Origin of the sequence: Aminipila terrae (genome assembly GCF_010120715.1) — a bacterium.
Taxonomy (GTDB): domain Bacteria; phylum Bacillota; class Clostridia; order Peptostreptococcales; family Anaerovoracaceae; genus Aminipila; species Aminipila terrae.
In genome coordinates this window covers 1133155-1157913 of the sequence record NZ_CP047591.1, presented here as the reverse complement: position 1 = coordinate 1157913, position 24759 = coordinate 1133155, and the positions used below count along the sequence as shown (strand labels likewise).

The 24759-nt window shown below is 38.6% G+C and carries 38 protein-coding genes; 34 read left to right on the top strand and 4 right to left on the bottom strand.

Annotated features, from left to right (window positions below):
• Positions 1-25 precede the first annotated feature (25 nt).
• From Ami3637_RS05560 to Ami3637_RS05550, 3 genes are read right to left on the bottom strand one after another with little or no spacing between them, the layout of a single operon-like run.
• Positions 26-1114 (bottom strand): HD domain-containing phosphohydrolase, encoded by a 1089-nt coding sequence (locus tag Ami3637_RS05560; protein ID WP_162361694.1) that lies wholly within the window; start codon positions 1112-1114, stop codon positions 26-28.
• A 50-nt stretch (positions 1115-1164) separates the two neighbouring features.
• Positions 1165-2007, bottom strand: coding sequence for a late competence development ComFB family protein (locus Ami3637_RS05555; protein WP_162361693.1), 843 nt, complete (start codon positions 2005-2007; stop codon positions 1165-1167).
• A gap of 4 nt (positions 2008-2011) precedes the next feature.
• The gene (locus Ami3637_RS05550) at positions 2012-2773 is read right to left on the bottom strand and encodes a ParA family protein (RefSeq protein ID WP_162361692.1); all 762 of its coding nucleotides are present in this window, start codon (positions 2771-2773) and stop codon (positions 2012-2014) included.
• Positions 2774-2956: 183 nt separating this feature from the next.
• Between Ami3637_RS05550 and Ami3637_RS05545 the strand changes: the two genes are divergently transcribed.
• The 17 genes from Ami3637_RS05545 (at position 2957) to Ami3637_RS17840 (ending at position 14725) form a co-directional block, all read left to right on the top strand.
• On the top strand, positions 2957-3799 hold the full coding sequence (locus Ami3637_RS05545; RefSeq protein WP_162361691.1) for a flagellar cap protein FliD N-terminal domain-containing protein: 843 nt from the start codon (positions 2957-2959) through the stop codon (positions 3797-3799).
• On the top strand, positions 3772-5166 hold the full coding sequence (fliD, locus tag Ami3637_RS05540) for a flagellar filament capping protein FliD (RefSeq protein WP_162361690.1): 1395 nt from the start codon (positions 3772-3774) through the stop codon (positions 5164-5166). Before Ami3637_RS05545 ends, fliD (Ami3637_RS05540) begins: the two co-directional genes overlap by 28 nt.
• Positions 5112-5327 carry a flagellar filament capping protein FliD gene (gene fliD / locus Ami3637_RS19075; RefSeq protein WP_162361689.1) on the top strand — a complete coding sequence of 72 codons (216 nt, stop codon included), beginning with the start codon at positions 5112-5114 and terminating at the stop codon, positions 5325-5327. The genes fliD (Ami3637_RS05540) and fliD (Ami3637_RS19075) overlap by 55 nt, the downstream gene beginning before the upstream one ends.
• Positions 5328-5409: 82 nt before the next feature.
• The gene (locus tag Ami3637_RS05530; protein ID WP_162361688.1) at positions 5410-5841 is read left to right on the top strand and encodes a flagellar export chaperone FliS; all 432 of its coding nucleotides are present in this window, start codon (positions 5410-5412) and stop codon (positions 5839-5841) included.
• 13 nt (positions 5842-5854) lie between these two features.
• Positions 5855-6286 carry a hypothetical protein gene (locus tag Ami3637_RS05525; protein ID WP_162361687.1) on the top strand — a complete coding sequence of 144 codons (432 nt, stop codon included), beginning with the start codon at positions 5855-5857 and terminating at the stop codon, positions 6284-6286.
• A gap of 28 nt (positions 6287-6314) precedes the next feature.
• Positions 6315-6887: a xanthine phosphoribosyltransferase gene (locus Ami3637_RS05520; RefSeq protein ID WP_162361686.1), complete on the top strand. Its 573-nt coding sequence runs from the start codon at positions 6315-6317 to the stop codon at positions 6885-6887.
• A 190-nt stretch (positions 6888-7077) separates the two neighbouring features.
• Positions 7078-8193: a BMP family ABC transporter substrate-binding protein gene (locus tag Ami3637_RS05515; RefSeq protein WP_162361685.1), complete on the top strand. Its 1116-nt coding sequence runs from the start codon at positions 7078-7080 to the stop codon at positions 8191-8193.
• Positions 8194-8346: 153 nt separating this feature from the next.
• On the top strand, positions 8347-9888 hold the full coding sequence (locus Ami3637_RS05510; protein ID WP_162361684.1) for an ABC transporter ATP-binding protein: 1542 nt from the start codon (positions 8347-8349) through the stop codon (positions 9886-9888).
• Positions 9875-10825, top strand: a complete 951-nt coding sequence (locus Ami3637_RS05505; protein WP_330586844.1) for an ABC transporter permease — start codon at positions 9875-9877, stop codon at positions 10823-10825. Before Ami3637_RS05510 ends, Ami3637_RS05505 begins: the two co-directional genes overlap by 14 nt.
• On the top strand, positions 10822-10959 hold the full coding sequence (locus Ami3637_RS18385; protein ID WP_330586843.1) for a hypothetical protein: 138 nt from the start codon (positions 10822-10824) through the stop codon (positions 10957-10959). Before Ami3637_RS05505 ends, Ami3637_RS18385 begins: the two co-directional genes overlap by 4 nt.
• A gap of 2 nt (positions 10960-10961) precedes the next feature.
• Positions 10962-11888: an ABC transporter permease gene (locus tag Ami3637_RS05500; protein WP_162361683.1), complete on the top strand. Its 927-nt coding sequence runs from the start codon at positions 10962-10964 to the stop codon at positions 11886-11888.
• 176 nt (positions 11889-12064) lie between these two features.
• Positions 12065-12736: a DUF1461 domain-containing protein gene (locus Ami3637_RS05495; protein ID WP_162361682.1), complete on the top strand. Its 672-nt coding sequence runs from the start codon at positions 12065-12067 to the stop codon at positions 12734-12736.
• Between the two features lie 37 nt (positions 12737-12773).
• On the top strand, positions 12774-13322 hold the full coding sequence (locus Ami3637_RS05490) for a DJ-1 family glyoxalase III (protein ID WP_162361681.1): 549 nt from the start codon (positions 12774-12776) through the stop codon (positions 13320-13322).
• Complete coding sequence (locus Ami3637_RS05485) at positions 13312-13893, top strand: PHP domain-containing protein (protein ID WP_162361680.1); 582 nt, start codon at positions 13312-13314, stop codon at positions 13891-13893. Before Ami3637_RS05490 ends, Ami3637_RS05485 begins: the two co-directional genes overlap by 11 nt.
• Before the next feature lie 17 nt (positions 13894-13910).
• Entirely contained in the window at positions 13911-14129 is a 219-nt protein-coding gene (locus tag Ami3637_RS05480) for a PHP domain-containing protein (protein WP_162361679.1), read from the top strand.
• Between the two features lie 93 nt (positions 14130-14222).
• Positions 14223-14492 carry a YdbC family protein gene (locus Ami3637_RS05475; protein WP_162361678.1) on the top strand — a complete coding sequence of 90 codons (270 nt, stop codon included), beginning with the start codon at positions 14223-14225 and terminating at the stop codon, positions 14490-14492.
• Positions 14493-14590: 98 nt separating this feature from the next.
• Positions 14591-14725, top strand: coding sequence for a hypothetical protein (locus Ami3637_RS17840; protein ID WP_279286692.1), 135 nt, complete (start codon positions 14591-14593; stop codon positions 14723-14725).
• Positions 14726-14809: 84 nt separating this feature from the next.
• Here Ami3637_RS17840 and Ami3637_RS05470 read toward each other — a convergent pair whose 3' ends face one another.
• Positions 14810-15004: a DUF378 domain-containing protein gene (locus Ami3637_RS05470; RefSeq protein ID WP_202931093.1), complete on the bottom strand. Its 195-nt coding sequence runs from the start codon at positions 15002-15004 to the stop codon at positions 14810-14812.
• A 90-nt stretch (positions 15005-15094) separates the two neighbouring features.
• Between Ami3637_RS05470 and Ami3637_RS17325 the strand changes: the two genes are divergently transcribed.
• The 17 genes from Ami3637_RS17325 (at position 15095) to rplE (ending at position 24755) form a co-directional block, all read left to right on the top strand.
• Positions 15095-15382 carry a hypothetical protein gene (locus Ami3637_RS17325; RefSeq protein WP_243158113.1) on the top strand — a complete coding sequence of 96 codons (288 nt, stop codon included), beginning with the start codon at positions 15095-15097 and terminating at the stop codon, positions 15380-15382.
• A gap of 35 nt (positions 15383-15417) precedes the next feature.
• On the top strand, positions 15418-16662 hold the full coding sequence (locus tag Ami3637_RS05465; RefSeq protein ID WP_243158112.1) for a uridine kinase family protein: 1245 nt from the start codon (positions 15418-15420) through the stop codon (positions 16660-16662).
• Positions 16640-17590 (top strand): carbohydrate kinase family protein, encoded by a 951-nt coding sequence (locus Ami3637_RS05460; RefSeq protein WP_162361676.1) that lies wholly within the window; start codon positions 16640-16642, stop codon positions 17588-17590. Before Ami3637_RS05465 ends, Ami3637_RS05460 begins: the two co-directional genes overlap by 23 nt.
• Before the next feature lie 482 nt (positions 17591-18072).
• The gene (gene rpsJ / locus Ami3637_RS05455; RefSeq protein WP_162363673.1) at positions 18073-18399 is read left to right on the top strand and encodes a 30S ribosomal protein S10; all 327 of its coding nucleotides are present in this window, start codon (positions 18073-18075) and stop codon (positions 18397-18399) included.
• 121 nt (positions 18400-18520) lie between these two features.
• The gene (gene rplC, locus Ami3637_RS05450; protein WP_162361675.1) at positions 18521-19156 is read left to right on the top strand and encodes a 50S ribosomal protein L3; all 636 of its coding nucleotides are present in this window, start codon (positions 18521-18523) and stop codon (positions 19154-19156) included.
• A gap of 30 nt (positions 19157-19186) precedes the next feature.
• Positions 19187-19810 carry a 50S ribosomal protein L4 gene (gene rplD / locus Ami3637_RS05445; protein WP_162361674.1) on the top strand — a complete coding sequence of 208 codons (624 nt, stop codon included), beginning with the start codon at positions 19187-19189 and terminating at the stop codon, positions 19808-19810.
• Positions 19810-20100 carry a 50S ribosomal protein L23 gene (gene rplW, locus Ami3637_RS05440; protein WP_162361673.1) on the top strand — a complete coding sequence of 97 codons (291 nt, stop codon included), beginning with the start codon at positions 19810-19812 and terminating at the stop codon, positions 20098-20100. The genes rplD and rplW overlap by 1 nt, the downstream gene beginning before the upstream one ends.
• A 15-nt stretch (positions 20101-20115) precedes the next feature.
• Positions 20116-20949, top strand: coding sequence for a 50S ribosomal protein L2 (gene rplB, locus Ami3637_RS05435; RefSeq protein ID WP_162361672.1), 834 nt, complete (start codon positions 20116-20118; stop codon positions 20947-20949).
• A gap of 15 nt (positions 20950-20964) precedes the next feature.
• Positions 20965-21243: a 30S ribosomal protein S19 gene (rpsS, locus tag Ami3637_RS05430; protein ID WP_162361671.1), complete on the top strand. Its 279-nt coding sequence runs from the start codon at positions 20965-20967 to the stop codon at positions 21241-21243.
• A 19-nt stretch (positions 21244-21262) separates the two neighbouring features.
• Entirely contained in the window at positions 21263-21598 is a 336-nt protein-coding gene (gene rplV / locus Ami3637_RS05425; RefSeq protein ID WP_162361670.1) for a 50S ribosomal protein L22, read from the top strand.
• Positions 21599-21615: 17 nt separating this feature from the next.
• Positions 21616-22497 (top strand): 30S ribosomal protein S3, encoded by an 882-nt coding sequence (rpsC, locus tag Ami3637_RS05420; protein ID WP_162361669.1) that lies wholly within the window; start codon positions 21616-21618, stop codon positions 22495-22497.
• A gap of 79 nt (positions 22498-22576) precedes the next feature.
• Positions 22577-23011 carry a 50S ribosomal protein L16 gene (gene rplP, locus Ami3637_RS05415; RefSeq protein WP_162361668.1) on the top strand — a complete coding sequence of 145 codons (435 nt, stop codon included), beginning with the start codon at positions 22577-22579 and terminating at the stop codon, positions 23009-23011.
• Positions 23011-23214, top strand: a complete 204-nt coding sequence (rpmC, locus tag Ami3637_RS05410; protein WP_162361667.1) for a 50S ribosomal protein L29 — start codon at positions 23011-23013, stop codon at positions 23212-23214. The genes rplP and rpmC overlap by 1 nt, the downstream gene beginning before the upstream one ends.
• Before the next feature lie 19 nt (positions 23215-23233).
• Entirely contained in the window at positions 23234-23494 is a 261-nt protein-coding gene (rpsQ, locus tag Ami3637_RS05405) for a 30S ribosomal protein S17 (protein WP_162361666.1), read from the top strand.
• A 15-nt stretch (positions 23495-23509) separates the two neighbouring features.
• Positions 23510-23878: a 50S ribosomal protein L14 gene (gene rplN / locus Ami3637_RS05400; protein ID WP_162361665.1), complete on the top strand. Its 369-nt coding sequence runs from the start codon at positions 23510-23512 to the stop codon at positions 23876-23878.
• 11 nt (positions 23879-23889) lie between these two features.
• Entirely contained in the window at positions 23890-24195 is a 306-nt protein-coding gene (gene rplX / locus Ami3637_RS05395; protein WP_162361664.1) for a 50S ribosomal protein L24, read from the top strand.
• 17 nt (positions 24196-24212) lie between these two features.
• Positions 24213-24755 carry a 50S ribosomal protein L5 gene (rplE, locus tag Ami3637_RS05390; RefSeq protein ID WP_162361663.1) on the top strand — a complete coding sequence of 181 codons (543 nt, stop codon included), beginning with the start codon at positions 24213-24215 and terminating at the stop codon, positions 24753-24755.
• Positions 24756-24759 lie beyond the last annotated feature (4 nt).

Sequence of the window (24759 nt, the reverse complement as noted above, 5' to 3'; positions counted from 1 at the left end):
TATAAACGGCTGTTTTTTATGTAAGTTATTTTGTTTTTTTGCTGGAATCTGAATACTTATCCATAATTTTATTCATAACAAATTCTGAATGAGCAAGAGCCCGAATGAGCATTGGGTTATACATCTGCTGTAATTCCAGGACTTTTTCCATGGCAACTTCAAATACCGTATCGGTGATTCCGTAAATATCTCGAGAAAACTTGTCGAAATCAGTTGCAAGCCTTACAACCTGTGCAGAAAGAGGAATTTCATTTCCTTTTAATTTATTTGGATATCCGGAGCCATCCCAGTTTTCATGGTGATTTTGCGCAATGTTTACAGCCAGTTGTATAAAACTGTGTAAAGAAGGATTGGTATTAATCTCAAGCACTTCTGCTCCTTTTGCGGTATGTGTCTGATAAATAAGCCGTTGCTTATCCGTTAAATTGCTTTTTCTTCGTAAAATGTCATCAGGAATGGCGATTTTGCCGATATCGTGGTATATAGAAGCTCGTATAATCAGTTCTATCTGCGATTCACTGAGATTCACACCGCTGGAACTGTTTTTTGCCAATATTTTAAGAAGGGTTCCAGTAAAGAGGGATACTCTTTTTAAATGGTATGGAGTTTCTATCTGGCGGTAACTGAATAAGTTTCGCAGGGTCTTATTTAAAGACTTATCATACTCTTTGATTTCATCAATGTCAGCCTCGCTACTGGTAACTAAATTGGTGAGAGCCGTACCAGGAATCTTTGAAGAATTGCTAAGAAGAGCTAAAACCCGCTGCCTCAGGAAATCGGCTTCAAAGGGTTTCGTCATGAAGTCCGCTGCACCATACTGAAAAGCTTTTAAGATATCTTCTTTTACAGCATCTTTACTTGTTAAGATAACAGGTATGCTCTTCGCTTTGTCTAGTCGTTTAATATGCTGAAGTACATCAAATCCATCCATAAGAGGGATTGCAATGTCAATAATAGCCAATTTAATATTATCTACCTCTTCAATGAAAAGTTCCAGGGCCTTGAGACCCGTTTGGGTTTCTAAGATTGTATAGGTATTCTTTAACGCATCATCCATTACCGAACGATCAAATTGAGATGCATCTGCAATGAGAATTTTTTTACTGTTATCCATAGATTAATCCTCCCCCTTATAATAAATAAGCAATGTCATATTTTAATCTCCTAAAAAATTTTTTTATGATTTGGGCCAGGATGTTTAGGGTGTTCAGGATTAATTTTAATCTTTATACAAGCTTTTTTTATTTCTGAAATCAACCTGGTTCCATTCTGGGATTCGTAAGAAGAAAGTTTCTGAGAAAGCTGATTGTGGTTCGTTACCGTATATAAAGGTTTTGTATTATTTAAAGCTACAGCCACAACATGATAAATACATTCCTGACAGGTACACATGTTGAAACTTTGCATAATCTCGGGTGCCCGGACTATCATAAAATCTTCAGCCAGATTGTGAAGGATACTGGTGTTTTTACCAGGTATATCCCTTTCAGCAAATGAAGTTTTTTCTGGTAATGGCTCCATACTGCTTTCAGCAGGTAAATCCTCCTCATCATCATTAAAATCTTCTAAAACATAAATTTCGCTTTTGACCGGATCTGAAGAAACAGGAGAAGCAGGCTCATTTTCTGAAGGGATTTCTTCAGCTGTTGGTTCCTCTGGTATTTCTTCTTCCTGGGCTGGCTTTATACCGAATTTGGCCATGAAAGTGGGTGAATAAGGAGGACGCTCGCTGGCAGTTGAATCCGTTTCATCCTCAGAATCAATAGGGGCCTTTTTACTAAGCTGCTTGTCCAGTTCTTTTTGCAGGTCAGATTTTACTAAATCAGACAAAAAATCTGGTTCAATGGACCCTTGTAATTCTACAACCACTTCTTTTTTCACAGTTTCTGAAAAGGATTTTTCAATGGTCTCTGCTCTGGATACTGGAATGCTTTCCTCCTGAAATTCCCCGCCTCCGTTAGTGAGAAGACTTAAAACATGTGCTGTTTTATTACTTTTTTTTGGCATAACTTCATAAACCTCCGTGGAGCAACTCTTTCACGAAATTATAATAATCTACGCAGGCATTAGCTTTTGGGGCATAATCCAGGAGCCCCAGTCCATGGGCAGGGGCCTCTGCTACGGCAACGCTGTTTCGGATTACCGTATCTGCTACTTTTGTGCCTAATTGTGCAGCTATGGCTTCTGTCATATCACTGACTTCTTTCGTCAAAGAAGCTCTTTTGTTGTACTTGGTAAGTAATATACAGGTAAGATTAAGTTTTGGATTATAATATTTTTTCACATTTTCAATGGTATCTTTAATTTGAGAAATTCCCAGCAAACTTAAAATCTCAGGTATCATGGGAATAATCAAATGGTCCGCACAGACATAGGCATTTACTGTAAGTATATTCAAGGCAGGAGGAGTATCAATGACTACATAATCATAAATATCTTTTATATCTTTAATAGCCTCTGTTAATAAAAACTCTCTTCCTGAATGATTAAATTCCAATTCTGCTGTGCTTAATAAAATATTCGAAGGAATAAAATGACCACAGTCAATGGATCTGATCGCCTCGGTAATGGTAGCCTTTCCTTTGAATACATCGTATAGAGTAACCCCTTCTTCAATGTTAATTCCCAAGCTGAAACCTAAACTTCCCTGCGGGTCTAAATCGATACCAAGGACTTTATATCCCAATCTGGAAAGTCCGCTTATCAGTGCATTGCAGGTGGTTGTTTTTGCGACACCGCCTTTTTGGTTTGTGACTGCTATAATTTTTGCCAATTTTTTTCTCTCCTTATTTAAATATATTAACCTATTTTAACATATTTTGTTGACTTTTTGCTTAATTAATTTTAGCACATGACGATATATAAGTATATAAAATTTAGTATTTTGATGGTTTATATAAAGATAAAATAAAGACAGGGATGTCAGATTGAAAAGTGTTATTAGGGAGGTATGGATATGACATCAAGTATAAACAGTACGTCTTCGACGAGCAGTACAGCATCATATAAAGCCAAGGGATTTACGGGTTTGGCTACGGGATTTGATACAGAATCCGTAGTAGAAGCCATGACCTCTGATGTTCAGGCAAAAATTGATAAGGTTCAGCAGGAACAACAAAAATATACGTGGAAACAGGATGCATATAGAGATGTAATCACAGCCCTGACAGATTTTCAGAGCAAGTATTTTTCCTATTCCTCTACGACAAATATACTGAGCTCAAATTTTTATAACTGTACAACCATGGTAGCAGGTGGAAATAATGCCAGCAAAATTTCTGTGAGCGGTGTTTCCAGCACCAGAAATTCCACCTATAGTGTGACAGGGATAAGCCAGCTTGCAAAAACAGCTACAAAGATATGTGAAGGCACAAAAACAAGGGGAGATATAACCACTGGTGCCATTACTTTTGGGGACAGACCGGTAAGTACCGTCACAGGAGGATCTATTTCCATTAAGTATGGCGGAAATGTATATACAGCTAGTATTCCGTATGATGCAGATGTGACGGACGCCAATACTCTGGCTAGCACATTAAATGCAGCAATGGCAAAGACCAATTTGTCTATTGGGGGAACCTTGGCAGACAAATTAAAGTTTAGTGCCAGCGGGGATGGTAAGATGTATCTCGGGTATCAGGATATGAGTGACAGCAACTCATTTTCTATCAGCGCAGGTTCCACAGAAGTCTTAAATGCCCTTCATATGAAAAGTGGAGACACTCCAGGGGTGGTGTCATCGGTGGAAGCAACCCTACCACTGCTGGGGATTTGTTCCGAACCGTTCAGTTTGGACTGAAAGGAAAACAACTGAGTTTTGATTTGAATGGTGTCAGCAAGACCATTGAGTTTACGGATGCAGATGATGCCACATTTAATGCTTCCAAAGATATTAATACATTAAAAAATATTATATCCACAAAAATTGATGAAAAATTTGGAGCAAACAGAATCAAAGTAGATGTGGCAAATGGAACTGGATTATCTTTTTCTACCGTAAAGACCGATGGAACACCGGATAACACATCCATACTGAGAATTTCTTCTGGCACTGCTGATACCTTAGGAGTGAAGGGTATATTTAATCTGGCCAACGGAGAGAAAAACCGTCTTGACACTTCAAAGACCCTAAAAGAGCTGGGAATTACAGCAAGTAGTCAAGTGGATAATAAAAATGTATATACAATGAAAGTGAACGGTGTGGAATTTAACTTCAATGATGACACAACCATAGCCAGCGTTCTAAGCCAGATAAATAACAGCACAGAAGCCGGGATTAATGCAACTTATTTAAGTACATCAGGAACCTTCAGTGTGATGGCAGATGAGTCCGGAGCTCAGGGAAAAGTGTCCTTTGAGGCAGTAGGCGGCACTGGAAATCTGGTAGATGCACTGTTTGGTATGTCTTTATCCACCACGGACGGACAGGACATGAAAATGAAAATACGCTATCAGGGTTCCAGTACTGATACGGAAATAGTCAGAAGTTCCAATTCCGTCAGTATCGATGGCGTAAATTTCACTGCAAAGGAACAATTCACTTCGGCCACTGATGCGGATTTTATTACTTTTACTGCGAAGGCAGAAACAGATGATATTGTTTCCGCACTAAAAAGCATGACTGAAGACTATAATAAAATATTAGATTCTGTAAATAAGCTGGTTACTACCAAGAGCAGAAGCAATAAGAGAAGTTCAACAGTATATGAACCTCTGACAGAGAAACAAAGAAAAAGTATGACGGCGGATGAGATTAAGACCTGGGAAGACAAAGCGAAACAAGGGATTCTGTTTGGAGATAGTACTCTTTCCCAGCTGGCTTCCGATTTAAGGTTTGTTTTTTCCACGGCGGTAAGCAATGTGGGTCTTGCCTCTTCCATGGGGATAAAGGCATCTTCTTCCTACAGTGACAATGGTAAAATTACTATAGATGAAAACAAATTGAAGGAAGCTCTGGAAAATGATCCGGAGAAAGTAAAAGCTCTGTTTACCTCCACTGCAGAAGCCAGTCCTAGTATTACTGGAAACGGCAAACTGGCCGGAGGGCTTACCACCCGTATGAAGACTATCATGGAATCCTATGCTAAAAGTACTGGAGCCAATAAGGGTCATTGGTATCCCTGGCAGGTATTTCCGGAAATGCCACAACTAATGATAACTATATAGACAGGCAGCAGAAGATTTTGTCAACGAAACTGGATTACCTGCAAGACCTTTTGAAAACAAGACAGGACAGATACCAGAGTCAGTTTACAAAATTAGAAACCTATATGTCCAAGATGAATTCACAAAGTTCATGGTTATCCTCCTCAATGGGTTCATCATAAGAAGAATATACATGAACTGCGATTTTTAAAGGGATAAATAAATGTGCTTGCAGGCTAAAGAAAGAAAGGATGTTAAAACTTTATGATGAATTATGGTTATCAGCAATATAAGACGCAATCTGTAGAGACCATGACAAAGGGTGAAATGCTTATTTTACTATATGATGAAATAAACAAAAGGCTGCTGAGAGCAAGGACATATTTTGAAAAAGGAGATAATGAACTGTTTGAAGCGGATATACAAAGGGCCATTGATATAGTCAATTATCTTTCCAAAAGCCTGGACCGAAAGTACCCTATTAGTAATGATTTATACAGGTTATATGATTTTATTACATTCCAATTGAGCAGAGTTAAAAGTGGAAGGAACCTGGATTTAATTGATGATGTCACTCCTTTAATTACTGATCTCAGAGAAAGTTTTAAGGAAGCAGACAGAATGACTAAAAAAGATCCAAGTGTTGGGGCAGGTATCGGAACCACTACTACCAGCATCAATTTGGGAGTAGGTTGATGGGGGCGAAGAAGTGGACAGTTTTACAGCGACAAATAAGATTTTAGAAAATCTGAAGGTAAAATACAGATATATAGATAATATAATGAACTTGACAAAGGACATGGAAAGAGCTATGATGGCAGATGATTCCTTATCTTTTGGGTCGATTCTTGATATGAGAGGCGATGTGATGATTTTAGTAGACAAGCTGGATCAGGAAAACAGAGAAATTATCAGCCATCTGCCTAATCCTCTTAAAGAACGGATCACAGCGATAATAATGCCTAAACGGGAATACACAGGAGAATCACTTACCCTTGATAATCCTCTGGAAACCAATATTTATGATACAAATAAAAGAATAGCGGCACTATTATCAAAAATCATAAAGCTGGATAATGAAATAAACCAAAAGATAAAAGGGCAGAATCAGCCCTCCAGACTGAGGAATATGAGAGGATAATTAAAATCATAGATACCAAGGAGAGAACATGGAAAGTTTAAAGCAGAAGATATTAGCTGAAGGTCAGGTTTTAGGAGAAGATATTGTAAAGGTCGATGGATTTTTAAATCACCAGATTGACGTAAAGTTTATGGAGGAGATAGGAAAAGAATTCAGAGCCCGTTTTAATGATGTTAAGGTAGACCGGATTTTAACTGTTGAATCCAGCGGTATTGCGATTGCTTGTGAAGCATCTAGATATTTTGATTATGTTCCTGTAGTATTTGCTAAAAAAGTGGCACCAAACACTATGGCAGAAGGATGTTACAGTGCGGAGGCCAGGTCTTTTACAAAGGGGACCGTTTCAAACCTCAGAGTGGCAAAGAGATTTTTACAGCCAGGAGATAAAGTCCTTATTGTGGATGATTTTCTGGCTTTTGGAGAAGCTTCCGTTGCTCTCGCCAAAATGGTTAGGAAGGCTGGAGCAGAAGTGGTCGGCGTAGGCGCAGTGATTGAAAAAGAATTTCAGGGCGGTGGTGCCAAGCTTCGGGAGATAGGATGCAGAGTAGAATCTCTTGTAGTTATAGAAAAATTTGAAAAGGGTAAAATAGTATTTGCTTAATTTATCTGCAGCGTGATGTTGTATCACGAATTATAACATAAATAAAAAAGATTAAAGTTCGCCCTTTTGCGAACTTTAATCTTTTTTTGTCAATTCTTTTACGTAAATTTGCAGAAAATGACTTTACTATGATAATTTTGGTTATTATAATGATAATACAAATTCAAATTGATTACAAAGAAGGAGAAAAATGATGAAAAAGTTTTTAGCTATTTTATTGACATTAGTTATGGCATTCAGCGTTGTTGCTTGTGGCAAAACAGAAGCTCCAAAAGACAAAGCGGCTGATGACGTATTGAAGGTAGGCTTTATTTACATCGGAAGTATTAATGACGGTGGATATACTCAGGCACAGCATCAGGGAACAGTTGCCATGGAAAAACATTTTAAAGGCAAGGTTAAAGCTCTCTATCAGGAAAATGTAAATGATCAGGATAAATCTGCTGTAATGACTGCTGCTACAAACCTGATTGATCAGGGTTGTAAAGTAATTGTAGGAACAAGCTATGGCTTTATGGATGCTCTTGATGAATTAGCTAACTCAGATCAATATAAAGATATTAAGTTCCTTCATTTCTCTGGAAATAAAATGAATGATAAGAACTTCGGAAATTATTTCGGAGCTACAGAACAGCCTAGATACCTGACTGGAATCATTGCTGGTATGATGACAAAATCAAATAAGCTTGGTTATGTTGCAGCATATCCTTACACTGAAGTACAGATTGGTATTAACGCATTTACTCTTGGTGCTCAGTCCGTTAATCCAAATGTTGAAGTTAAGGTTGTTTATATCAACAGCTGGTATGATCCTGAAAAGGAAAGAAGTGCTGCAGATGAATTGTTAGCTCAGGGTTGTGACATTATCACACAGCATAGTGATACTACAGGACCTCAGGTTGCTGCTGCTGAAGCAGGAAAATACGCTATTGGTTATAACTTAGACAACAGCAAGGTGGATGCTGTAAAGAAATCATATCTGACATCACCTATCTGGCATCATGAAAAGTTCCTGATTCCTACAATTGAGAAAATCATGGCTGGTACATGGACTCCTGAATCATACTACGGTACTTTGGCAGATGGTTATGTTGATATCGCACCAATGACAGATTTAGTTCCTGCAGATGTACAGGCAAAAGTTAATGAAGTGAAGGCTAAGATGGTTTCAGGCGAATTCAGTCCATTCTCCGGACAGATATACTACAACGATGGAAGAGTTCTTTGTAAAGAAGGACAGACTCTTGACAGAGCTGCAATCTGGAGCATAGATGGATTGGTAAAAGGTGCCAACGGAACAAAATAATCCTTTGAAACCTTGAATTTTAAGGTATACAATGAAAATTATCTTTATGGGTATGTCATACGTGACATACCCTCTTTATTTTATTTATAAGTCATGTTATACTAAAAGGTATTGTTTATATAATTTTATTTAATCACAGTAGCGGAGGAATTCATGAGCGAAAAGCGAATAGCTATACAAATGAATAGTATTACGAAAACTTTTGGCGCACTGAAGGCAAATGAAGATGTGAACCTTACTGTTTATGAGGGTGAGGTCCATGCACTTCTTGGTGAAAACGGTGCAGGCAAGAGTACACTGATGAATATGCTGTCAGGTATTTATACTCCTGATGGTGGCAGTATTTATATTTATGGTGAAGAGGTGCATTTCACATCACCTAAGGATTCCATCAATATGGGTATCGGAATGATTCACCAGCATTTTAAGTTAATCGATGTTTTATCAGCAAAAGATAATGTGGTACTGGGTCAGAAAACAGGTTTCTTTAACAGGGGAAAAGTTCTGGCTAAAAAAGTAATGGACATTTCTGATAAATACGGACTTGATATTAATCCAGATAAAAAGGTTTATGATATGTCTGTTGGAGAGAAGCAGACCCTGGAAATTATAAAGGTATTGTTTCGGGGGGCAAAAATTCTGATTCTGGATGAACCAACAGCCGTACTGACTCCTCAGGAAATAGAAAAACTGTTTAACATTATACGGAATATGAAAGCACAGGGTTGTGCCGTTGTCATTATCACTCATAAATTAAATGAGGTTATGGAGATAAGCGACAGAATTACAGTACTGCGAAAGGGACATTCTGTAGAAACGGTAAAAACAGATGAGGTAGAGGTCTCCAGTCTGATTGAAATGATGGTTGGAAAGAAAATGGACCTTTCTTTAGAAAGAGAAATCATTCCGGATAAAAAGGTGCTTCTGGAACTGGAAGATGTTACTGTGTTAGATCGTGAAAAGAAGCCGGCTTTAGCAGATGCTACCTTCAGCCTGCGTAGTGGAGAAATCCTGGGGGTTGCAGGGGTTGCAGGAAGTGGACAGAAGGAACTCTGTGAAGCCATTGCAGGTCTTGCTTCAGCGGAAAAAGGGAAAATCTACTTTGAAGGAGAAAGTCTTACAGGCAAAACCCCTAAAGATATTATAAAACTGGGTATCAGTATGGGCTTTATCCCAGAAGACAGATTAGGTATGGGCCTGGTAGGCAGTATGGATATTGTTCATAATCTGATTTTGAAGGATTATCAGAACCGTCCGGGGATCCTTCTGAAGAGGGGTCCTTGCATTGAAAAAGCAAAACAGATTGTAAAAGAGCTGGACATCCAGACTCCAAGCATATATGCACCAGTAAAGAAAATGTCTGGAGGGAATATACAGAAGGTTCTTTTAGGAAGAGAAATAGATCTGAATCCCAAGGTGCTTATTACTGCATATCCGGTAAGAGGTCTTGATATTGGGGCATCATATAAAATTTATGATTTGCTGAATGAGCAAAAGAAAAATGGGGTAGGTGTCTTATTTATTGGTGAAGACCTGGATGTTCTTCTTGAACTTTGTGACAGGATTATGGTTATGTGCGGAGGCCGGATTACAGGCATTGTAAATGCAGATCAGGTGACCAAAGAGGAACTGGGTCTGCTTATGACAGGTACGTTACTGGAAGAAGAGGAGGTTGGATTTAATGAACTTGCTTAAAATAACAAAAAGAGACAACCTTAATAAAAAACAGGAACTTCTCATAAGAATACTTGCCATTGTTCTGTCAATTGTTTGCTCTGGATTGATTCTGGTGATTTTTGGACTGGATCCCGTAAGTATATTCAGAGCTATTATAGATGGTTCTCTTGGTACAGACCTGAGGATACAACAGACTATAATCAAAGCAGTTCCATTAATTATAACTTCTCTTGGAATACTGGTTGCTTTTAAGATGAAATTCTGGAATATCGGAGGAGAAGGGCAGATTGTGATGGGAGCTCTTGCAGCAACTTTTGTGGCCCTTAATTTTGGTGATATGCCAAAACCTCTTATGCTTCTGCTGATGGCAGTTGCTTCCATGATTGCAGGAGGATTCTGGGCATTTATACCAGCAATATTTAAAGCTAAAATGGGAACAAACGAAACCATATTTACCCTGATGATGAACTATATTGCCATAAAATTTGTCACCTATCTTCAATATGGCCCATGGATGGACCCAAATGCAAATGGGTTTCCTAAGATAGCGCCTTTTCCTGAAAATGCTATTCTACCCTCGGTATTTGGGGTGCATGCAGGATGGATTATGGCGATAATGTGCACTGCTTTCATATACTTCCTTATGAAGTATACAAAACTGGGATACGAAATAACTGTTGTAGGTGAAAGCTTTGAGACGGCAAGATATGCTGGTATGAATATTAACAAAATAATCATTGTGGCCATGATGATATCAGGAGGACTTTGCGGGCTGGTAGGCATGATTCAGGCTTCAGCCATTGAAAAAACTCTTGTAGCCGGCATTTCGTGCGGGTATGGATTTACTGCCATTATTACGGCATGGCTGGCAAGATTAAATGCGGTTGCAACTTTGTTTGCCTGCCTGGCTTTTGCTATGCTTATTCAGGGGGCGCTTATATCCAGCTGGCTATGAATGTACCCAGTGCCGTTGCCAGCGTTGTAGAAGGAACAATTTTGTTCTTTGTTCTTGGAAGTGAGTTTTTCCTTCAATACAAGGTGGGGTTCTCTGGTAAACGGGGCCCTCAGGCTGAAAAGGAGGTGGCATAATCATGGAAGCTTTCTTAGCAGCATGCGTAGTAGCGGGAACTCCGCTGGTACTGGCTACTGTAGGTGAATTAATTACTGAAAAGTCCGGAAGTCTTAATCTGGGTGTAGAAGGTATGATGCTTATGGGTGCAGTAATGGGGTTTGTTGCAGCCTATAATACAGGTAATCCGGTGCTGGCAATTTTATGTGCAGCTCTTGCAGGAGCAGGCGGGGCACTGATATTTGCCCTTGTTACGGTTACTTTAAGGGCTAATCAGACTGTTACAGGGTTAACCTTAACCATTTTCGGAACTGGCTTTGCAAGTTTTGTGGGACAACCTATGATTGGTTTTTCAGTGCCAAATTCAGTAAGTACATTTTTTACTAAAACCTCAATACCTGGGCTTGGAAACATTCCTTTTTTAGGACCTGTATTGTTTAAACAGGATATATTTGTATACTTTGCTTATGTTATTGTAATGGTATCCTGCGTATATATGTATAAAACCCGTCTGGGCCTGAATATGAGGGCTGTGGGAGAAAATGCGGCAGCAGCAGATGCATCAGGTATCAATGTTACCCTTTATAAATATGCACATATTGTTATGGGTGGGGCTCTGTGTGGGCTTGGTGGTGCTTATCTGTCCCTGATCCGTGTTCCTATCTGGCAGTCAGATGTTGTTACAGGCAGAGGGTGGATAGCAGTAGCTCTTGTTATATTTGCATCATGGAACCCTGTAAAGGCATTGGTTGGTGCAATTTTCTTTGGAGGATTAAGCATATTGGGGCTCAGACTTCAGGCCATGGGCTTTACAGTTTCCCAGTATCTGGTGGATATGATTCCTTATGTGGCAACAGTGATTATCGTAATTATCAGTTCCCATAAGAAAAAGAAAGAAAATCAGCCGCCAGCTGATTTGGGAAATAATTATTTCAGAGAAGAACGTTAATAATTTAAATACAAAAAAGATAATAACAAGCGAGGCTGACTAATATTATATGAAAATTTCCATATAAATATATTGACAGGCCTCGTTTTATTGGGGGTTGTTTTAAATTAATATTACAGATATAATAAAAAATATACGCACTTGTATATGGGGGAAATAATTAGGGGAATTGAAATATGAGAATTTTAATTAAAACATTTTCCATTGCATTAGCAGTGACTATACCGATAACATCATTTTGTTTAGGTGCTAATATTGTTACAAGGATGCCTGATGTATACCAGTATGAATTTAAGGCTACTGATGTACTGAAGAACTTTGATTTAAATAAAAATGACGATCAGATGGGTGAGTTCATTTCTGATTTTATGACTGGAAAAATAGCCAAATTACAGATTATTAAAGAAGATGATGACAGGCCCCAATCGGTTTTTACTAAAAATGAAATGTTGGCTGCAGCTAATGCCCGGAAATATATGAACATTCTGGCTGCTATAGGAATCATGGCTTTGATTTTTATGGTGGTATCTTTTATCATGCTTAAAAAATATGAATTTGATAAAGAAATACGCAGACAATTTAAACTTGGTGCCATTATATATGGGTGCCTGATAGTGGCTTATGTGGCAGGCTATTTTATTGCTGCAAAGACGGGACATTCTTTAGGAGATTTACTGGGATATATACCGCATGAAGATGATTTGCTGCCACAGATTATTACGGATGGACTTAAAAGGCGTTTGTTTTATTCTACAGCGGTGGTCTCCACAATTATTATGGGTATACTGGGATATATCATATATAAGATTACTGAGCCAAAGAGAATATTTTCCAGAAATTATTATTAAACAGATAAGTGGTTTGTTTTTTCAGAAGGAGAGATTTATGGTATACGTTCATTTAGCTGAAGGCTTTGAAGAAATTGAAGCGGTTACATGTGTGGATTTAATGAGAAGAGCCGGGATTGAAGCCGTTACTGTAAGCATAACTGGGCAAAAACTTGTAAAAAGTGTCAGAGGCCTGGCGGTAGAAGCGGATCTTTTATTTGAAGAAGCAGATTATAATGATTGTGAGATGATTGTACTTCCGGGAGGGATGCCGGGAGCCAAAAATCTGGGTGAACATAAAGAACTGATAAAGAATATCAAAGAGTTTGCAGAAAAGAATAAATGGATTGCTGCTATTTGCGCAGCTCCAATGATTTTAGGCCGTGAGGGCCTTTTAAAAGGCCGACACGCTACTATTTTTCCGGGGATGGAAGCCCATTTAGCCGGGGCAGTTACAGTAAAGGATCGGGTTGTCACTGACAAAAATATTATAACTTCAAAGGGACCGGGGACGGCTATGGAATTCGCTGCTGCCATAGTTGAGGTTTTAAAAGGACAAAGAGTGGCAGAAGACTTAAAAAAGGACTTGGTGATGTATGAAAAATAAAGTGGACTATCATTTACACACATATTACTCGGATGGCTCCATGTCGCCCACTGAAATCGTGAGAAGGGCGAAAGATCTGGAATATACGGAAATTGCTATAACAGATCACGATGGGATAGATGGTGTCAAAGAGGCTCAGATTGCAGGCAATGCACTTGAAATTAAAGTGATATCCGGCATAGAACTATCTACAGCCCTAAAAGGGCAAGATTTTAGTGAAGAAATTAATCTGCACATTCTGGGATATCGTATAGACATAAAGAACAAAGAATTAAATGCAGAACTTGAAAATATAAAAGAGAACCGTCACAGAAGGAATGAAAAACTGCTGGCTGTTCTGAAAGATATGGGATATGAATTATCCCAGGAAGATCTTCACCTGAACGAAGAACAGGATTATATAGGAAAACCTGTTATTGCCAGAGCTATGTTGAAGCGGGGCTACATCCAGGATGCAAAAGAAGCTTTTGAGCCGGGAAAATTTTTGGAATCTCCAGAGGCTAAGGCAGTGAAAAAAGATAAAATTTCAGCACAAAAAGCCATAGAACTTATCAGCGGGGCTGGGGGATAGCGGTATTGGCTCATCCTATGAAAATAAAAAAACTGGGAGACAGAGGGTCTGCAGAGTTTTATGAAAGACTGGAGCTGCTGATGCGGAAACTTAAGCTGATGGGGTTAAAGGGTATGGAATGTTTCCATACAGATCACACAAAGGAAGAAAGCATGAAACTGGTTGAAATTGCTGAAAAATACCATTTGCATATCACGGAAGGCTCAGACTATCATGGTCCAGAATTTGAAAAATAGACGGTCAATCCGTCTTATTTTTTACAAAAAGATTGACATTATTTTACATTTATATTAAAATATAGAAAATATAGATTTGAAAGGAGATTAATGATGGCGGGAAATGAAAAGAAAAGCGAAGAAGTGACCTATGAAATTATCCAGCATATGGGGGTTATTGCAAAGTACAGTAATCGATGGACAAAAGAACTTAACAAAATCTCATGGAATGGAAGCAATCCCAAGTTTGATATCAGAGACTGGGATGAACATCATGAGCATATGTCCAGAGGAATTACATTGCGAGAAGATGAAATGCAGATTTTATATGATTTATTAAGAGACAATTTACCAAAAACACAATTGGATAAACAGGTGGTGTAGAACGTTATTAAAGGCTGATGCATATAGTATAAGAAAGAAAATCGCAAATTCTATTTGTGGGTTTTATTTTGACAATGCATTATAAAGGAGGTAACAAAATGGGAAATTGTGGATGTAATTATGATAAAGGAGGAATAGACGCTAGTTTACTATTCTTCTTCTTAATTCTGGTTTTGTTGTTCTGTATGCCAAGTGTATTTGGATGCGGCGGCGATACATGTGGAAGCTGCTAGGAAAATTAAATAACAGCAAACAAAAAGGACAGCATCTCCCCTTGAAGGGCAGGGATGCTGTCCCTTTGTTTTCATCAATTCAGATTATACATGAGTGCGCTGACCTTTAAAGAATGTGATTGCATAAAGTCCGGAGATTCCAACAAGTGCAAAAATTATTCTGCTTATTAATTCAAGATTAGTACCGAAAATACTAGAAATCAGGTCATATCTGAAAAATCCAATAAGTCCCCAATTTATAGCTCCGATGATTATAAGTGCAAGTACGATTTTTCTCAAAGCTATCACTCCTTTCTAAAGAGTATTTTAACCACTTTTAAAAAATATATGATATAATAAACATCATTGCTAAAGGGAGGTATGAAAATTATGGAAATTATTCTAAAAACTGGACCAAGAGAAATAGAAAACAAGATCGAAATCGAAAAATTTTGTACTATTGAAGATATTGTAAAAGGAATTCAGGAAAAACTACCCTACACGATTTTAGTAGCCCGGGTGGACAATGAAATTATCGAACTGACGCAAGAAATAACAGATTCCTGTAAAATAGAATTGCTTGATATGAGAAATCCATCGGCAAATATGATTTATCAGAACAGCCTCATATTGATTTATTTGAAAGCGGTGAAGGATGTATTGGGGATGTTCCTGTAGAAATACAAAACTCCATTAATAAAGGCGTTTATACCATGATCAGAAGAGAGACGCCTGTTACCCAGGCTGAAGTGGATGGTATAGAAAAACGAATGCGGGAATTAATTGCTGCAGATATTCCCTTTGGAAAGGAAGGACGTCTTTATACACTGGAGGAACATAAAGAATTTTTCTGTGGGCGGATGGTACCGTCTACCGGATATATTAAATTTTTTGAACTTAGGAAGTATAGAAGGGGAGTACTGCTGAGATTTCCTCATCCTAAAAATCCAAATGTGATACCTGAATATGTTGATGAGGTTAAACTTTATGGTGCTTTTGGGGAAGTAACAAACTGGGGAAAACTTATGGAAGTATCCTATGCAAAAGATTTGAATGCAAAGGTAAGAAATGGTCAGTACAAAGAACTGATACAACTTTCAGAGGCCTTGCATGAGAAAAAAGTTGCGGAGCTTGCAGATATTATTAAACGTGAAAAAAAGAGAATTATTTTAATAGCGGGACCTTCTTCCTCTGGAAAAACTACCTTTGCAAAAAGGCTTCTGATTCAGCTGAAGGTCAATGGATTAAAACCTATATATATGGGAACAGACGACTATTTTGTAGAGCGTGAGGATACACCTCTTGATGAAAATGGTGAACCTAATTTTGAAGATTTGGAAGCCATTGATATACAGTTATTTAATGCTAATATGAATGCGCTCCTTGCCGGGCAGGAAGTGGATCTGCCTAGTTTCGATTTTATGGATGGCCATAAGAAATTTGGAAACAGACTGATGAAGATTACTTCAAAACAGCCTATTATTATTGAGGGGATCCATGCGTTAAATAAAGACCTGACAGCCCTGATTCCTGATGCAGAAAAGTTTAAAATTTATATCAGTCCATTAACCCAGTTAAATATAGACGAGCACAATCGAATTCCTGTTACGGATGCCCGTATGCTGAGAAGAATGGTAAGGGATTACAATTTCAGAGGGCACTCAGCTAAAAGCACTATTAATGCCTGGCCGAAAGTGAGAGCAGGAGAAGATAAAAATATATTCCCTTTTAGTAATGAAGCAGATGCCTTTTTTAATTCGGTACACTTATATGAAATTTCTGTGCTGAAGAAATATGCAGAGCCCTTACTGAAGGAAATTAAAAAAGAAGAACCAGAGTATAGTGAAGCAAAAAGAATTTTAAAACTTTTAGGTTTCTTTGATGCAATTGAGGATGATTCCATCATTGCAAACAATTCAATTTTAAGGGAATTTATTGGAGGAAGCATTTTGGTATGAGGAGCATAACTGTTATTGGGGCATTGCGGCAGATATAGAGGGACATCCCTATGATGATCTTAAAAGAAGTGAATCTAATCCTGGAAAAATATCTGTTTCATATGGTGGAGTTGGAAGAAATATTACTGAAAATTTAGCCAGGATGGGGGCTGGAGTTTCTTTTGTATCTGCTGCCGGAAATGACTTTGTAGGCAGAATGGCGGTGCAGGAGCTGGCGGCTCTTGGAGTAGGAGTAGAAAATATTCATCTGATTGAAGATGAAAATACTGCTATGTATTTGTCCATTTTAAACAACGTAGGAGATATGGAACTGGCACTTTGCAATATGGATGTGCTGGAACGGATTTCCGTTGACATTATAAACCAGGCTATGCCCCTTTTACAATCCTCAAAAATGGTTGCAATGGATGCCAATCTGACGGAAGATGTACAACTTTATATTATGGATAAACTTCAGGGAATTCCTTTGTTTCTGGATCCTGTTTCAGCTCCTAAAGCAGAACGTTCGAAGAAATATATAGGGAGGTTTCATACAATAAAACCCAATATAGGTGAGGCAGAAGTATTATCTGGAATAGAAATTACAGACGAAAAGAGTCTTGCCAAAGCTGGGGCATATTTTATTACCCGTGGAGTAAAGCAGGTGTTTATTACTTTAAACGCAAGAGGCGTATATTATAAAGACACGCGGGAGGAAGGTATCTTAAGGCTATGGGATTGTATCTCCATTGTTAGTGCTACTGGAGCGGGAGATGCTTTTTCGGCTGCAATCATTGACAGTTTTATACGGGGAAAGAATATTGCGGAAACATCTTTTTACGGAATGGCAGCTGCGCAAGTTGCCATGCAAACGAAAACCGCAGTGAATCCTCAAATGTGTATGAGAAAAATAGAAGAAAAAATCAACATGGTGAGTAAAACAATATAATATGGTAATTCAAAGTCCTGATAATGTTGAAATTAACAGGGCTTTTACTTTTATAAAAAAATTTTTGTTTTAAATAAATAAAAAGAATAGAATGGAGAAAAAAGTTAAAAATAGGAATTATGAAACACTAGGGACGGTGTACAGAGGTTGGCATTTATAAACCTTGAAATGAGTGTGAAAGACGTTGCAAAAAAATCGAAAAACTACTCAATTATTTTTTAAAAAAGTATTGCAATTAGGCTAAAAGTGTTATATAGTATAAAGGCTTGCTTAAGGCGATGAAGTAGGAAGTTGCTGAGCTATCAGGTAATTTCTACAGAGAATTGTCCCCACAAGATGGGGGCGAAGGGATTCGTCAGCTTTTTGTCTGTGCTGATAAAATGAAACACACGGACACGTGTGCAAAGTAAGCTGTTTATGGCATGCGTTGAAAAAGCGGGCTTTTGAACCCCTTGTACAGGCGTAGCGAAAACGTACAAAAAATAGGAGGAAAGAAAAATGAGCGAACAACAAAAATCAGAATTAAGCTTAAGGCATATGACCACAAGTCATTGGATGTGTCTGCAGCTAAAATTGTTGAGACAGCTAAGAAGACAGGTGCTGATGTATCAGGCCCTATTCCGCTTCCAACAGAAAAAGAAGTGGTAACAATCTTGAGAGCAGTTCATAAGTATAAGGACAGCAGAGAGCAGTTCGAACAGAGAACTCACAAGAGACTGATTGATATCACAAACACTACTCCAAAGACAGTTGATGCTTTAATGAAGCTTGACTTACCAGCTGGCGTAGACATTGAAATCAAACTTTAATAGTGATAAGGGTACTCCCTTAGAAAGATTGCATGAGAGTGATGCTAACCGATTATTACGTTGCAAGAGGTTAGGAGTTCAAAACCAGGGCAATCCGCTGTAAGTAGAAAAGGAGAAAAATATGAAAACTATCTTAGGAAAGAAAATCGGAATGACTCAGATTTTCTCAGAAGCAGGAGAAGTCATTCCTGTAACAGTTATCGAAGCTGGTCCTGTAGTAGTAACTCAGGTTAAGACAACTGAAACTGATGGTTACGAAGCAGTTCAGATCGGATTCGAAGATACTAAAGCTCACAGAGTAACTAAGCCTTTGACTGGACACTTCAATAAGAATGGTCTTGGATTAAAGAAACATCTGGCTGAGTTCAGACTTGAAGACGGTGAAGCTTACGAAGTTGGACAGACTATCACAGCAGCTGAATTCGAAATCGGAAAGAAGCTGGACGTAACTGGTACTTCAAAGGGTAAAGGAACTCAGGGTAACATTAAGAGACATGGACATCAGAGAGGTCCGACAACTCACGGTTCAAAGCACAAGAGACTTGCTGGTGCACTGGCTGCGGGTACTTATCCTTCAAGAGTATTTAAGGGTAATCAGGGCCCTGGTAGAATGGGTCGTGATACAGTGACAGTACAGAACGTTGTATTAGTAAAGGTTATCGAAGAAAGAAACCTGATGCTTGTAAGAGGTGCTGTGCCTGGTCCTAAGGGCGGCTTACTACGCATTCAGTACGCAGTAAAAGGTCAGGACAAATAGATAAAGACTTCAGAAAGGAGGAAGTAGAAAATGGCAAAAGTAACTATGCTAAACATGGCAGGAGCAGAAGTTGGAAGCATTGATTTAAGCGATGCAATCTTTGGTATCGAACCAAATCAGAACGCTGTTCATGCAGTAGTAAAAAATTATCTGGCTAACCAAAGACAGGGTACACAGTCAGCTAAAAATAGAGGCGAAGTCAGAGGCGGTGGTAGAAAGCCTTTCAGACAGAAGGGTACTGGTCGTCACAGACAGGGTAGTTCAACAGACCCATCACAGATTGGTGGTGGTGTAGTATTTGCACCAAAGCCAAGAGATTACAGATATACAGTTCCTAAGAAACTGAGAAGACTTGCAATGAAGTCCGCTCTTTCCTCAAAGGTTGCAGAAAAGGAAATCATCGTACTTGATACATTAAACTTTGAAGCTCCTAAAACAAAGGAAATGATTAAGGTGTTAGGAAATGTAAATGCTGCTAAAAAGGCATTAATCGTTATGGCTGAAAAGGACGAAAACGTTATCAGATCAGCTGCTAACATTCCAGGAGTAAGAACAGCTTTAGTAGGAACAATGAATGTGTATGAAATCATTAACTACACAAGCTTCATTGTAACGAAAGAAGCGATCAATAAGATTGAGGAGGTGTATTCATAATGAGAACTGCTTACGACGTAATTATTAAGCCGGTTATCTCCGAAACAAGTATGGATAACGCACAGGAAAAGAAATACACTTTCAAAGTAGCTACAGACGCTAATAAGACTGAAGTTAAATTAGCTATCGAAGAAATCTTTGGTGTAGAAGTAGAAAAAGTAAACATCATGAATGTTCAAGGTAAAGTTAAGAGAATGGGAAGAAACGTAGGTAGAACTGCGGCTTCAAAGAAGGCGATTGTTACTCTTACTGACAGCAGTAAGGAAATCGAATTCTTCCAGGGTCTATAAGGAGGGACGAAAAATATGGGAATCAAAAAGTATAATCCGACCACTCCTGGATTAAGAGGAATGACGGTTTCAACATTTGAAGAAATTACAACAAGCACACCAGAAAAGTCTCTTACAGTAACTCTTAAGAAGCATTCCGGAAGAAATGTGAGAGGTAAAATTACAGTAAGACACAGAGGTGGCGGATACAGACCTAAGTACAGAATCATCGACTTTAAGAGAAATAAAGACGGTGTTCCAGCTAAGGTTGCTACAATTGAGTATGATCCAAACAGAAGTGCAAACATTGCATTAATTGTTTATGCAGACGGCGAAAAAAGATATATCATAGCTCCTAACAAGCTATATGTTGGGGATGTAATCGTATCTGGTGCTGATGCGGATATTAAAGTAGGAAATGCTCTTCCACTTGCTAATATTCCAGTGGGTACAATTATTCACAACATCGAACTGAAGCACGGAAAAGGCGCTCAGCTGGTTAGATCTGCCGGAAACGGTGCTCAGCTTATGGCTAAGGAAGGCGATTACGCACAGGTAAGACTTCCTTCCGGAGAAGTTAGAAGAGTCAGAATGGAATGCAGAGCTACTATCGGTGAAGTTGGAAATGGTGAACATTCTAACATTCAGATTGGTAAAGCCGGAAGAAAGAGACACATGGGCTGGAGACCTACTGTAAGAGGTTCTGTAATGAACCCTAACGATCACCCACACGGCGGTGGTGAAGGTAAGGCTGGTATCGGTAGAGTTAGTCCGGTTACTCCTTGGGGTAAGCCTGCTCTTGGACTTAAGACTAGAAAGAAGAATAAAGCTTCTAATCAGTATATCGTAAAGAGAAGAAATGAAAAATAGGAAGGAGCATAGATAATGGGTAGATCACTTAAAAAGGGCCCTTTCGTAAACGCTAAGCTTTTGAAGGCTATCATAGCAATGAACGAAGCTAACGAAAAGAAAGTATTAAAGACATGGTCAAGACCATCTACAATATTCCCACAGATGGTGGGGCACACAATTGCAGTGCATGACGGTAAGAAGCACGTTCCTGTATATATCACTGAAGATATGGTAGGACACAGACTGGGAGAATTTGCTCCAACAAGAAACTACAGAGGTCACGCTGCTGATAAAACTACTAAGAAAAAATAAGTAAAGGAGATGTAAAAAGATGGAAGCAAAAGCAATTGCAAAATATGTAAGAATGTCTCCTATAAAGCTAAAGCCAATTACTGATTTAGTAAGAGGAAAAGATTTAAATGAGGCACTTACCATTTTAAAGTTTACACCTGGTAAGGGTTCTGAAATAGTTGAAAAGGTTGTTAAGTCTGCTGCTGCAAACGCTGAAAACAACTTCGACATGAATCCGGATAATCTATATGTTGCTGAGGTTTATGCTCACCAGGGACCAACTATGAAGAGATGGAGAGCGGGAGCACAAGGTAGAGCATCAGTAATTCTTAAGAGAAGCAGTCACATTGGCGTAACTCTTAAGGAAAGAAACTAAGATAGGAGGTTCATTGAATGGGTCAGAAAGTAAGTCCACATGGTTTAAGAGTGGGCATTATAAAAGACTGGGATTCCAAATGGTATGCAGACAAGAACAATTTCGCTGATTTTCTTGTAGAAGACCAGAAGGTTAGAGAATATACAAAGAAGAAGTTATATGTTGCAGGCGTTTCAAAAGTTTTAATCGAAAGAGCAGCAGCAGGAAAAATCAGGGTTACTGTGCTGACTGGTAAACCAGGTATGGTAATCGGAAGAGCTGGAGATGGTATTGACGCCCTTAAGAAAGACATCGTAAAGATGACTGGTAAGGAAGTTGAAATCAGCATCGTTGAAATCAAAAAGGTTGAAATGGATGCACAGCTTACTGCTGAAAGCATTGCACAGGCACTGGAAAGAAGAATTTCTTTCAGAAGAGCTATGAAGCAGGCTATCGGAAGAACAATGAAGTCTGGAGCAAAGGGAATCAAAGTTCTTTGTGCAGGAAGACTTGGCGGTGCTGAAATTGCCAGAAGCGAAAAATACAGTGAAGGTAATGTTCCGCTACACACTTTAAGAGCTGATATCGATTATGGTTTTGCTGAAGCTGATACTACTTACGGTAAGATTGGTGTTAAGGTTTGGATTAACCACGGCGAAATTCTTGATAAGGGTCTGAAGAGTCCTATTCCTGAAGAAAAAGAAGGAAGAAGAGACAGAAGAGACAGAAACGACGGCGAAAGAAGACCTAGAAGAGACAGAAATGATGGCGATAGAAGACCTAGAAGAGACAGAGATGCTAAGGCTGAAGCGCCAAAGGCAGTAAACCCAAGAGTAAGAAAGACTCCGAAGGTAGAAGCTGCACCTGTAAGCGAAGCTGTTACAGCTCCTGCTGAAGAAAACGTAGAAGTGACTGAATAATAGATAGAAGAGCCGGGTACAAAATTTATGCAGATGATATAAATTGTACTTGCGGCATTGAGAAAGGAGGAAGACAGCGATGTTAATGCCAAAGCGCGTTAAACGCAGAAGAGTCCACAGAGGAAGAATGAAGGGCGTTGCAACTAAAGGTAACAAAATTGCTTATGGTGAATACGGTTTAATTTCAGAGGAATGTGGTTGGATCACCTCAAACCAGATCGAGGCTGCCAGAATAGCTATGACAAGATCTATTAAGAGAGGTGGTAAAGTATATATTGATATTTTCCCACACAAGCCGGTTACAAAGAAACCAGCTGAAGTACGTATGGGTTCCGGTAAAGGTGCTCCTGAGTATTGGGTAGCAGTAGTTAAACCTGGTAGAGTAATGTTTGAAATCCAAGGTGTTTCAGAAGAAAAGGCCAGAGAAGCAATGAGACTTGCTATGCACAAGCTACCAGTAAAGTGTAAGTTTGCCATCAAAGGCCAAGAAATAGCAGAGGGTGGTGAAGCATAATGGAATTAAAGAAAATGAGAGAAATGACTGAAACTGAGCTTACTGCTGAATTAAAGAAAATGAAGAATGAATTGTTCAATTTAAGATTTCAGCATGTAACGGGACAGTTAGAAAACCCTATAAAATTAAGAGATACAAAAAAGCAGATTGCAAAAGTTAAAACCATTATCAGAGAAAAAGAACTTCAGAAGGTTCAGGGCTAATTAGAAAGGAGGATGTAATATGACAGTTGAGAGAAACAGAAGAAAGACTAAGGTCGGTATCGTGGTAAGTGATAAGATGGATAAGACTATCACTGTTGCAATGGAAGACTTCGTAAGACATTCCCTTTATGGAAAAGCCGTAAAGAGAACTAAGAAAGTCAAAGCTCACGATGAAAATAACGAATGTAATATCGGAGATAAAGTAAGAATCATGGAAACAAGACCTCTATCAAAAGATAAGAGATGGAGACTTGTTAACATTGTTGAAAAGGTTAAGTAAAGGAGGCACCAGATTATGATTCAGACAGAAACTAGATTAAAGGTTGCTGACAATTCAGGTGCGAAGGAACTTTTATGTATCCGTATTCTTGGCGGTACAAGCCGAAAGTGTGCGAATATTGGAGATATAATTGTTTGCGCTGTTAAAGAAGCAACACCCGGCGGCGTTGTAAAAAAGGGCGACGTTGTAAAGGCTGTAATAGTAAGAACTAAGACTGGCGCTAGAAGAAATGACGGTAGCTATGTAAAGTTCGATCAGAATGCAGCTGTAATTATTAAAGAAGATAAGAATCCAGTGGGTACTCGTATCTTCGGACCAGTAGCTAGAGAACTTAGAGATAAGAGCTTTATGAAGATCGTGTCATTGGCACCAGAAGTATTATAGGAGGTGTTCGGATGCATATTAAAAAAGGCGATACAGTGTTAGTAATCACTGGTAAAGATAAAGGAAAAAAAGGTAAAGTCCTTAAGGCTATGCCGAAAGAAAATAGAGTTGTTGTAGAAGGAATTAACATCCAGACTAAACATCAGAAACAGACAAGAACTGCTAAATCTGAGATTAAGCATGTTGAAGGTCCAATCCATGTTTCAAACGTTATGTTTTATGACAACAAAGCAAAAGCTCCTACCAGAATTGGATACACAGAAGAAAATGGCAAAAAAGTCAGAGTATCTAAGAAAACTGGGGCAGTAATTGATTAAGAAAGGAGGAGACGATTTTGACAGCTAGACTAAGAGAAACTTACAAAAGTGAAGTATTTAAAGCCATGATGGATAAGCATGGATATAAGAATGTTATGGAAGTTCCTGTACTTGAAAAGATTACAATTAATATGGGTCTTGGCGAAGCAAAGGAAAATGCTAAGATTATGGAAACTGCCGTTGAAGAATTAGCAATCATCAGTGGACAGAGACCGGTAATCACTAAATCAAAGAAATCTATCGCAAACTTCAAGGTTAGACAGGGTATGCCTGTTGGAGCAAAAGTTACTCTGAGAGGAGACAACATGTTTGAATTTGCTGACAAGCTATTTAACATCGCTCTTCCAAGAGTAAGAGACTTTAAGGGAGTAAGCAAGAATTCATTTGATGGCAGAGGAAACTACTCAATGGGTATCAAAGAACAGTTGATTTTCCCTGAAATCGAATTTGATAAGGTAGATAAGACTAAGGGTATGAATATTGTATTCACTACAACGGCTAAAACTGATGAAGAAGCTGCTTCATTGTTGCAGTTACTTGGCATGCCGTTTGAGAAATAGGAGG

Bases quoted from the DNA above. Each gene is read 5' to 3' on its own strand.
- Ami3637_RS05475 (WP_162361678.1), top strand. From the start codon at position 14,223: ATGGCGGGAAATGAAAAGAAAAGCGAAGAAGTGACCTATGAAATTATC.
- Ami3637_RS05555 (WP_162361693.1), bottom strand. From the start codon at position 2,007: ATGCCAAAAAAAAGTAATAAAACAGCACATGTTTTAAGTCTTCTCACT.
- rpmC (WP_162361667.1), top strand. From the start codon at position 23,011: ATGGAATTAAAGAAAATGAGAGAAATGACTGAAACTGAGCTTACTGCT.
- Ami3637_RS18385 (WP_330586843.1), top strand. From the start codon at position 10,822: ATGAATGTACCCAGTGCCGTTGCCAGCGTTGTAGAAGGAACAATTTTG.
- Ami3637_RS05505 (WP_330586844.1), top strand. From the start codon at position 9,875: ATGAACTTGCTTAAAATAACAAAAAGAGACAACCTTAATAAAAAACAG.
- rplW (WP_162361673.1), top strand. From the start codon at position 19,810: ATGAGAACTGCTTACGACGTAATTATTAAGCCGGTTATCTCCGAAACA.
- Ami3637_RS05480 (WP_162361679.1), top strand. From the start codon at position 13,911: ATGAAAATAAAAAAACTGGGAGACAGAGGGTCTGCAGAGTTTTATGAA.
- rplX (WP_162361664.1), top strand. From the start codon at position 23,890: ATGCATATTAAAAAAGGCGATACAGTGTTAGTAATCACTGGTAAAGAT.
- Ami3637_RS05495 (WP_162361682.1), top strand. From the start codon at position 12,065: ATGAGAATTTTAATTAAAACATTTTCCATTGCATTAGCAGTGACTATA.
- Ami3637_RS05485 (WP_162361680.1), top strand. From the start codon at position 13,312: ATGAAAAATAAAGTGGACTATCATTTACACACATATTACTCGGATGGC.
- Ami3637_RS05490 (WP_162361681.1), top strand. From the start codon at position 12,774: ATGGTATACGTTCATTTAGCTGAAGGCTTTGAAGAAATTGAAGCGGTT.
- Ami3637_RS17325 (WP_243158113.1), top strand. From the start codon at position 15,095: ATGGAAATTATTCTAAAAACTGGACCAAGAGAAATAGAAAACAAGATC.
- rplD (WP_162361674.1), top strand. From the start codon at position 19,187: ATGGCAAAAGTAACTATGCTAAACATGGCAGGAGCAGAAGTTGGAAGC.
- rplB (WP_162361672.1), top strand. From the start codon at position 20,116: ATGGGAATCAAAAAGTATAATCCGACCACTCCTGGATTAAGAGGAATG.
- Ami3637_RS05520 (WP_162361686.1), top strand. From the start codon at position 6,315: ATGGAAAGTTTAAAGCAGAAGATATTAGCTGAAGGTCAGGTTTTAGGA.
- rpsQ (WP_162361666.1), top strand. From the start codon at position 23,234: ATGACAGTTGAGAGAAACAGAAGAAAGACTAAGGTCGGTATCGTGGTA.
- rpsS (WP_162361671.1), top strand. From the start codon at position 20,965: ATGGGTAGATCACTTAAAAAGGGCCCTTTCGTAAACGCTAAGCTTTTG.
- Ami3637_RS05465 (WP_243158112.1), top strand. From the start codon at position 15,418: ATGATCAGAAGAGAGACGCCTGTTACCCAGGCTGAAGTGGATGGTATA.
- rplV (WP_162361670.1), top strand. From the start codon at position 21,263: ATGGAAGCAAAAGCAATTGCAAAATATGTAAGAATGTCTCCTATAAAG.
- Ami3637_RS05560 (WP_162361694.1), bottom strand. From the start codon at position 1,114: ATGGATAACAGTAAAAAAATTCTCATTGCAGATGCATCTCAATTTGAT.
- Ami3637_RS05545 (WP_162361691.1), top strand. From the start codon at position 2,957: ATGACATCAAGTATAAACAGTACGTCTTCGACGAGCAGTACAGCATCA.
- Ami3637_RS05500 (WP_162361683.1), top strand. From the start codon at position 10,962: ATGGAAGCTTTCTTAGCAGCATGCGTAGTAGCGGGAACTCCGCTGGTA.
- Ami3637_RS05510 (WP_162361684.1), top strand. From the start codon at position 8,347: ATGAGCGAAAAGCGAATAGCTATACAAATGAATAGTATTACGAAAACT.
- rplP (WP_162361668.1), top strand. From the start codon at position 22,577: ATGTTAATGCCAAAGCGCGTTAAACGCAGAAGAGTCCACAGAGGAAGA.
- rplN (WP_162361665.1), top strand. From the start codon at position 23,510: ATGATTCAGACAGAAACTAGATTAAAGGTTGCTGACAATTCAGGTGCG.
- Ami3637_RS05515 (WP_162361685.1), top strand. From the start codon at position 7,078: ATGATGAAAAAGTTTTTAGCTATTTTATTGACATTAGTTATGGCATTC.
- rpsC (WP_162361669.1), top strand. From the start codon at position 21,616: ATGGGTCAGAAAGTAAGTCCACATGGTTTAAGAGTGGGCATTATAAAA.
- Ami3637_RS05530 (WP_162361688.1), top strand. From the start codon at position 5,410: ATGATGAATTATGGTTATCAGCAATATAAGACGCAATCTGTAGAGACC.
- Ami3637_RS17840 (WP_279286692.1), top strand. From the start codon at position 14,591: ATGGGAAATTGTGGATGTAATTATGATAAAGGAGGAATAGACGCTAGT.
- rplC (WP_162361675.1), top strand. From the start codon at position 18,521: ATGAAAACTATCTTAGGAAAGAAAATCGGAATGACTCAGATTTTCTCA.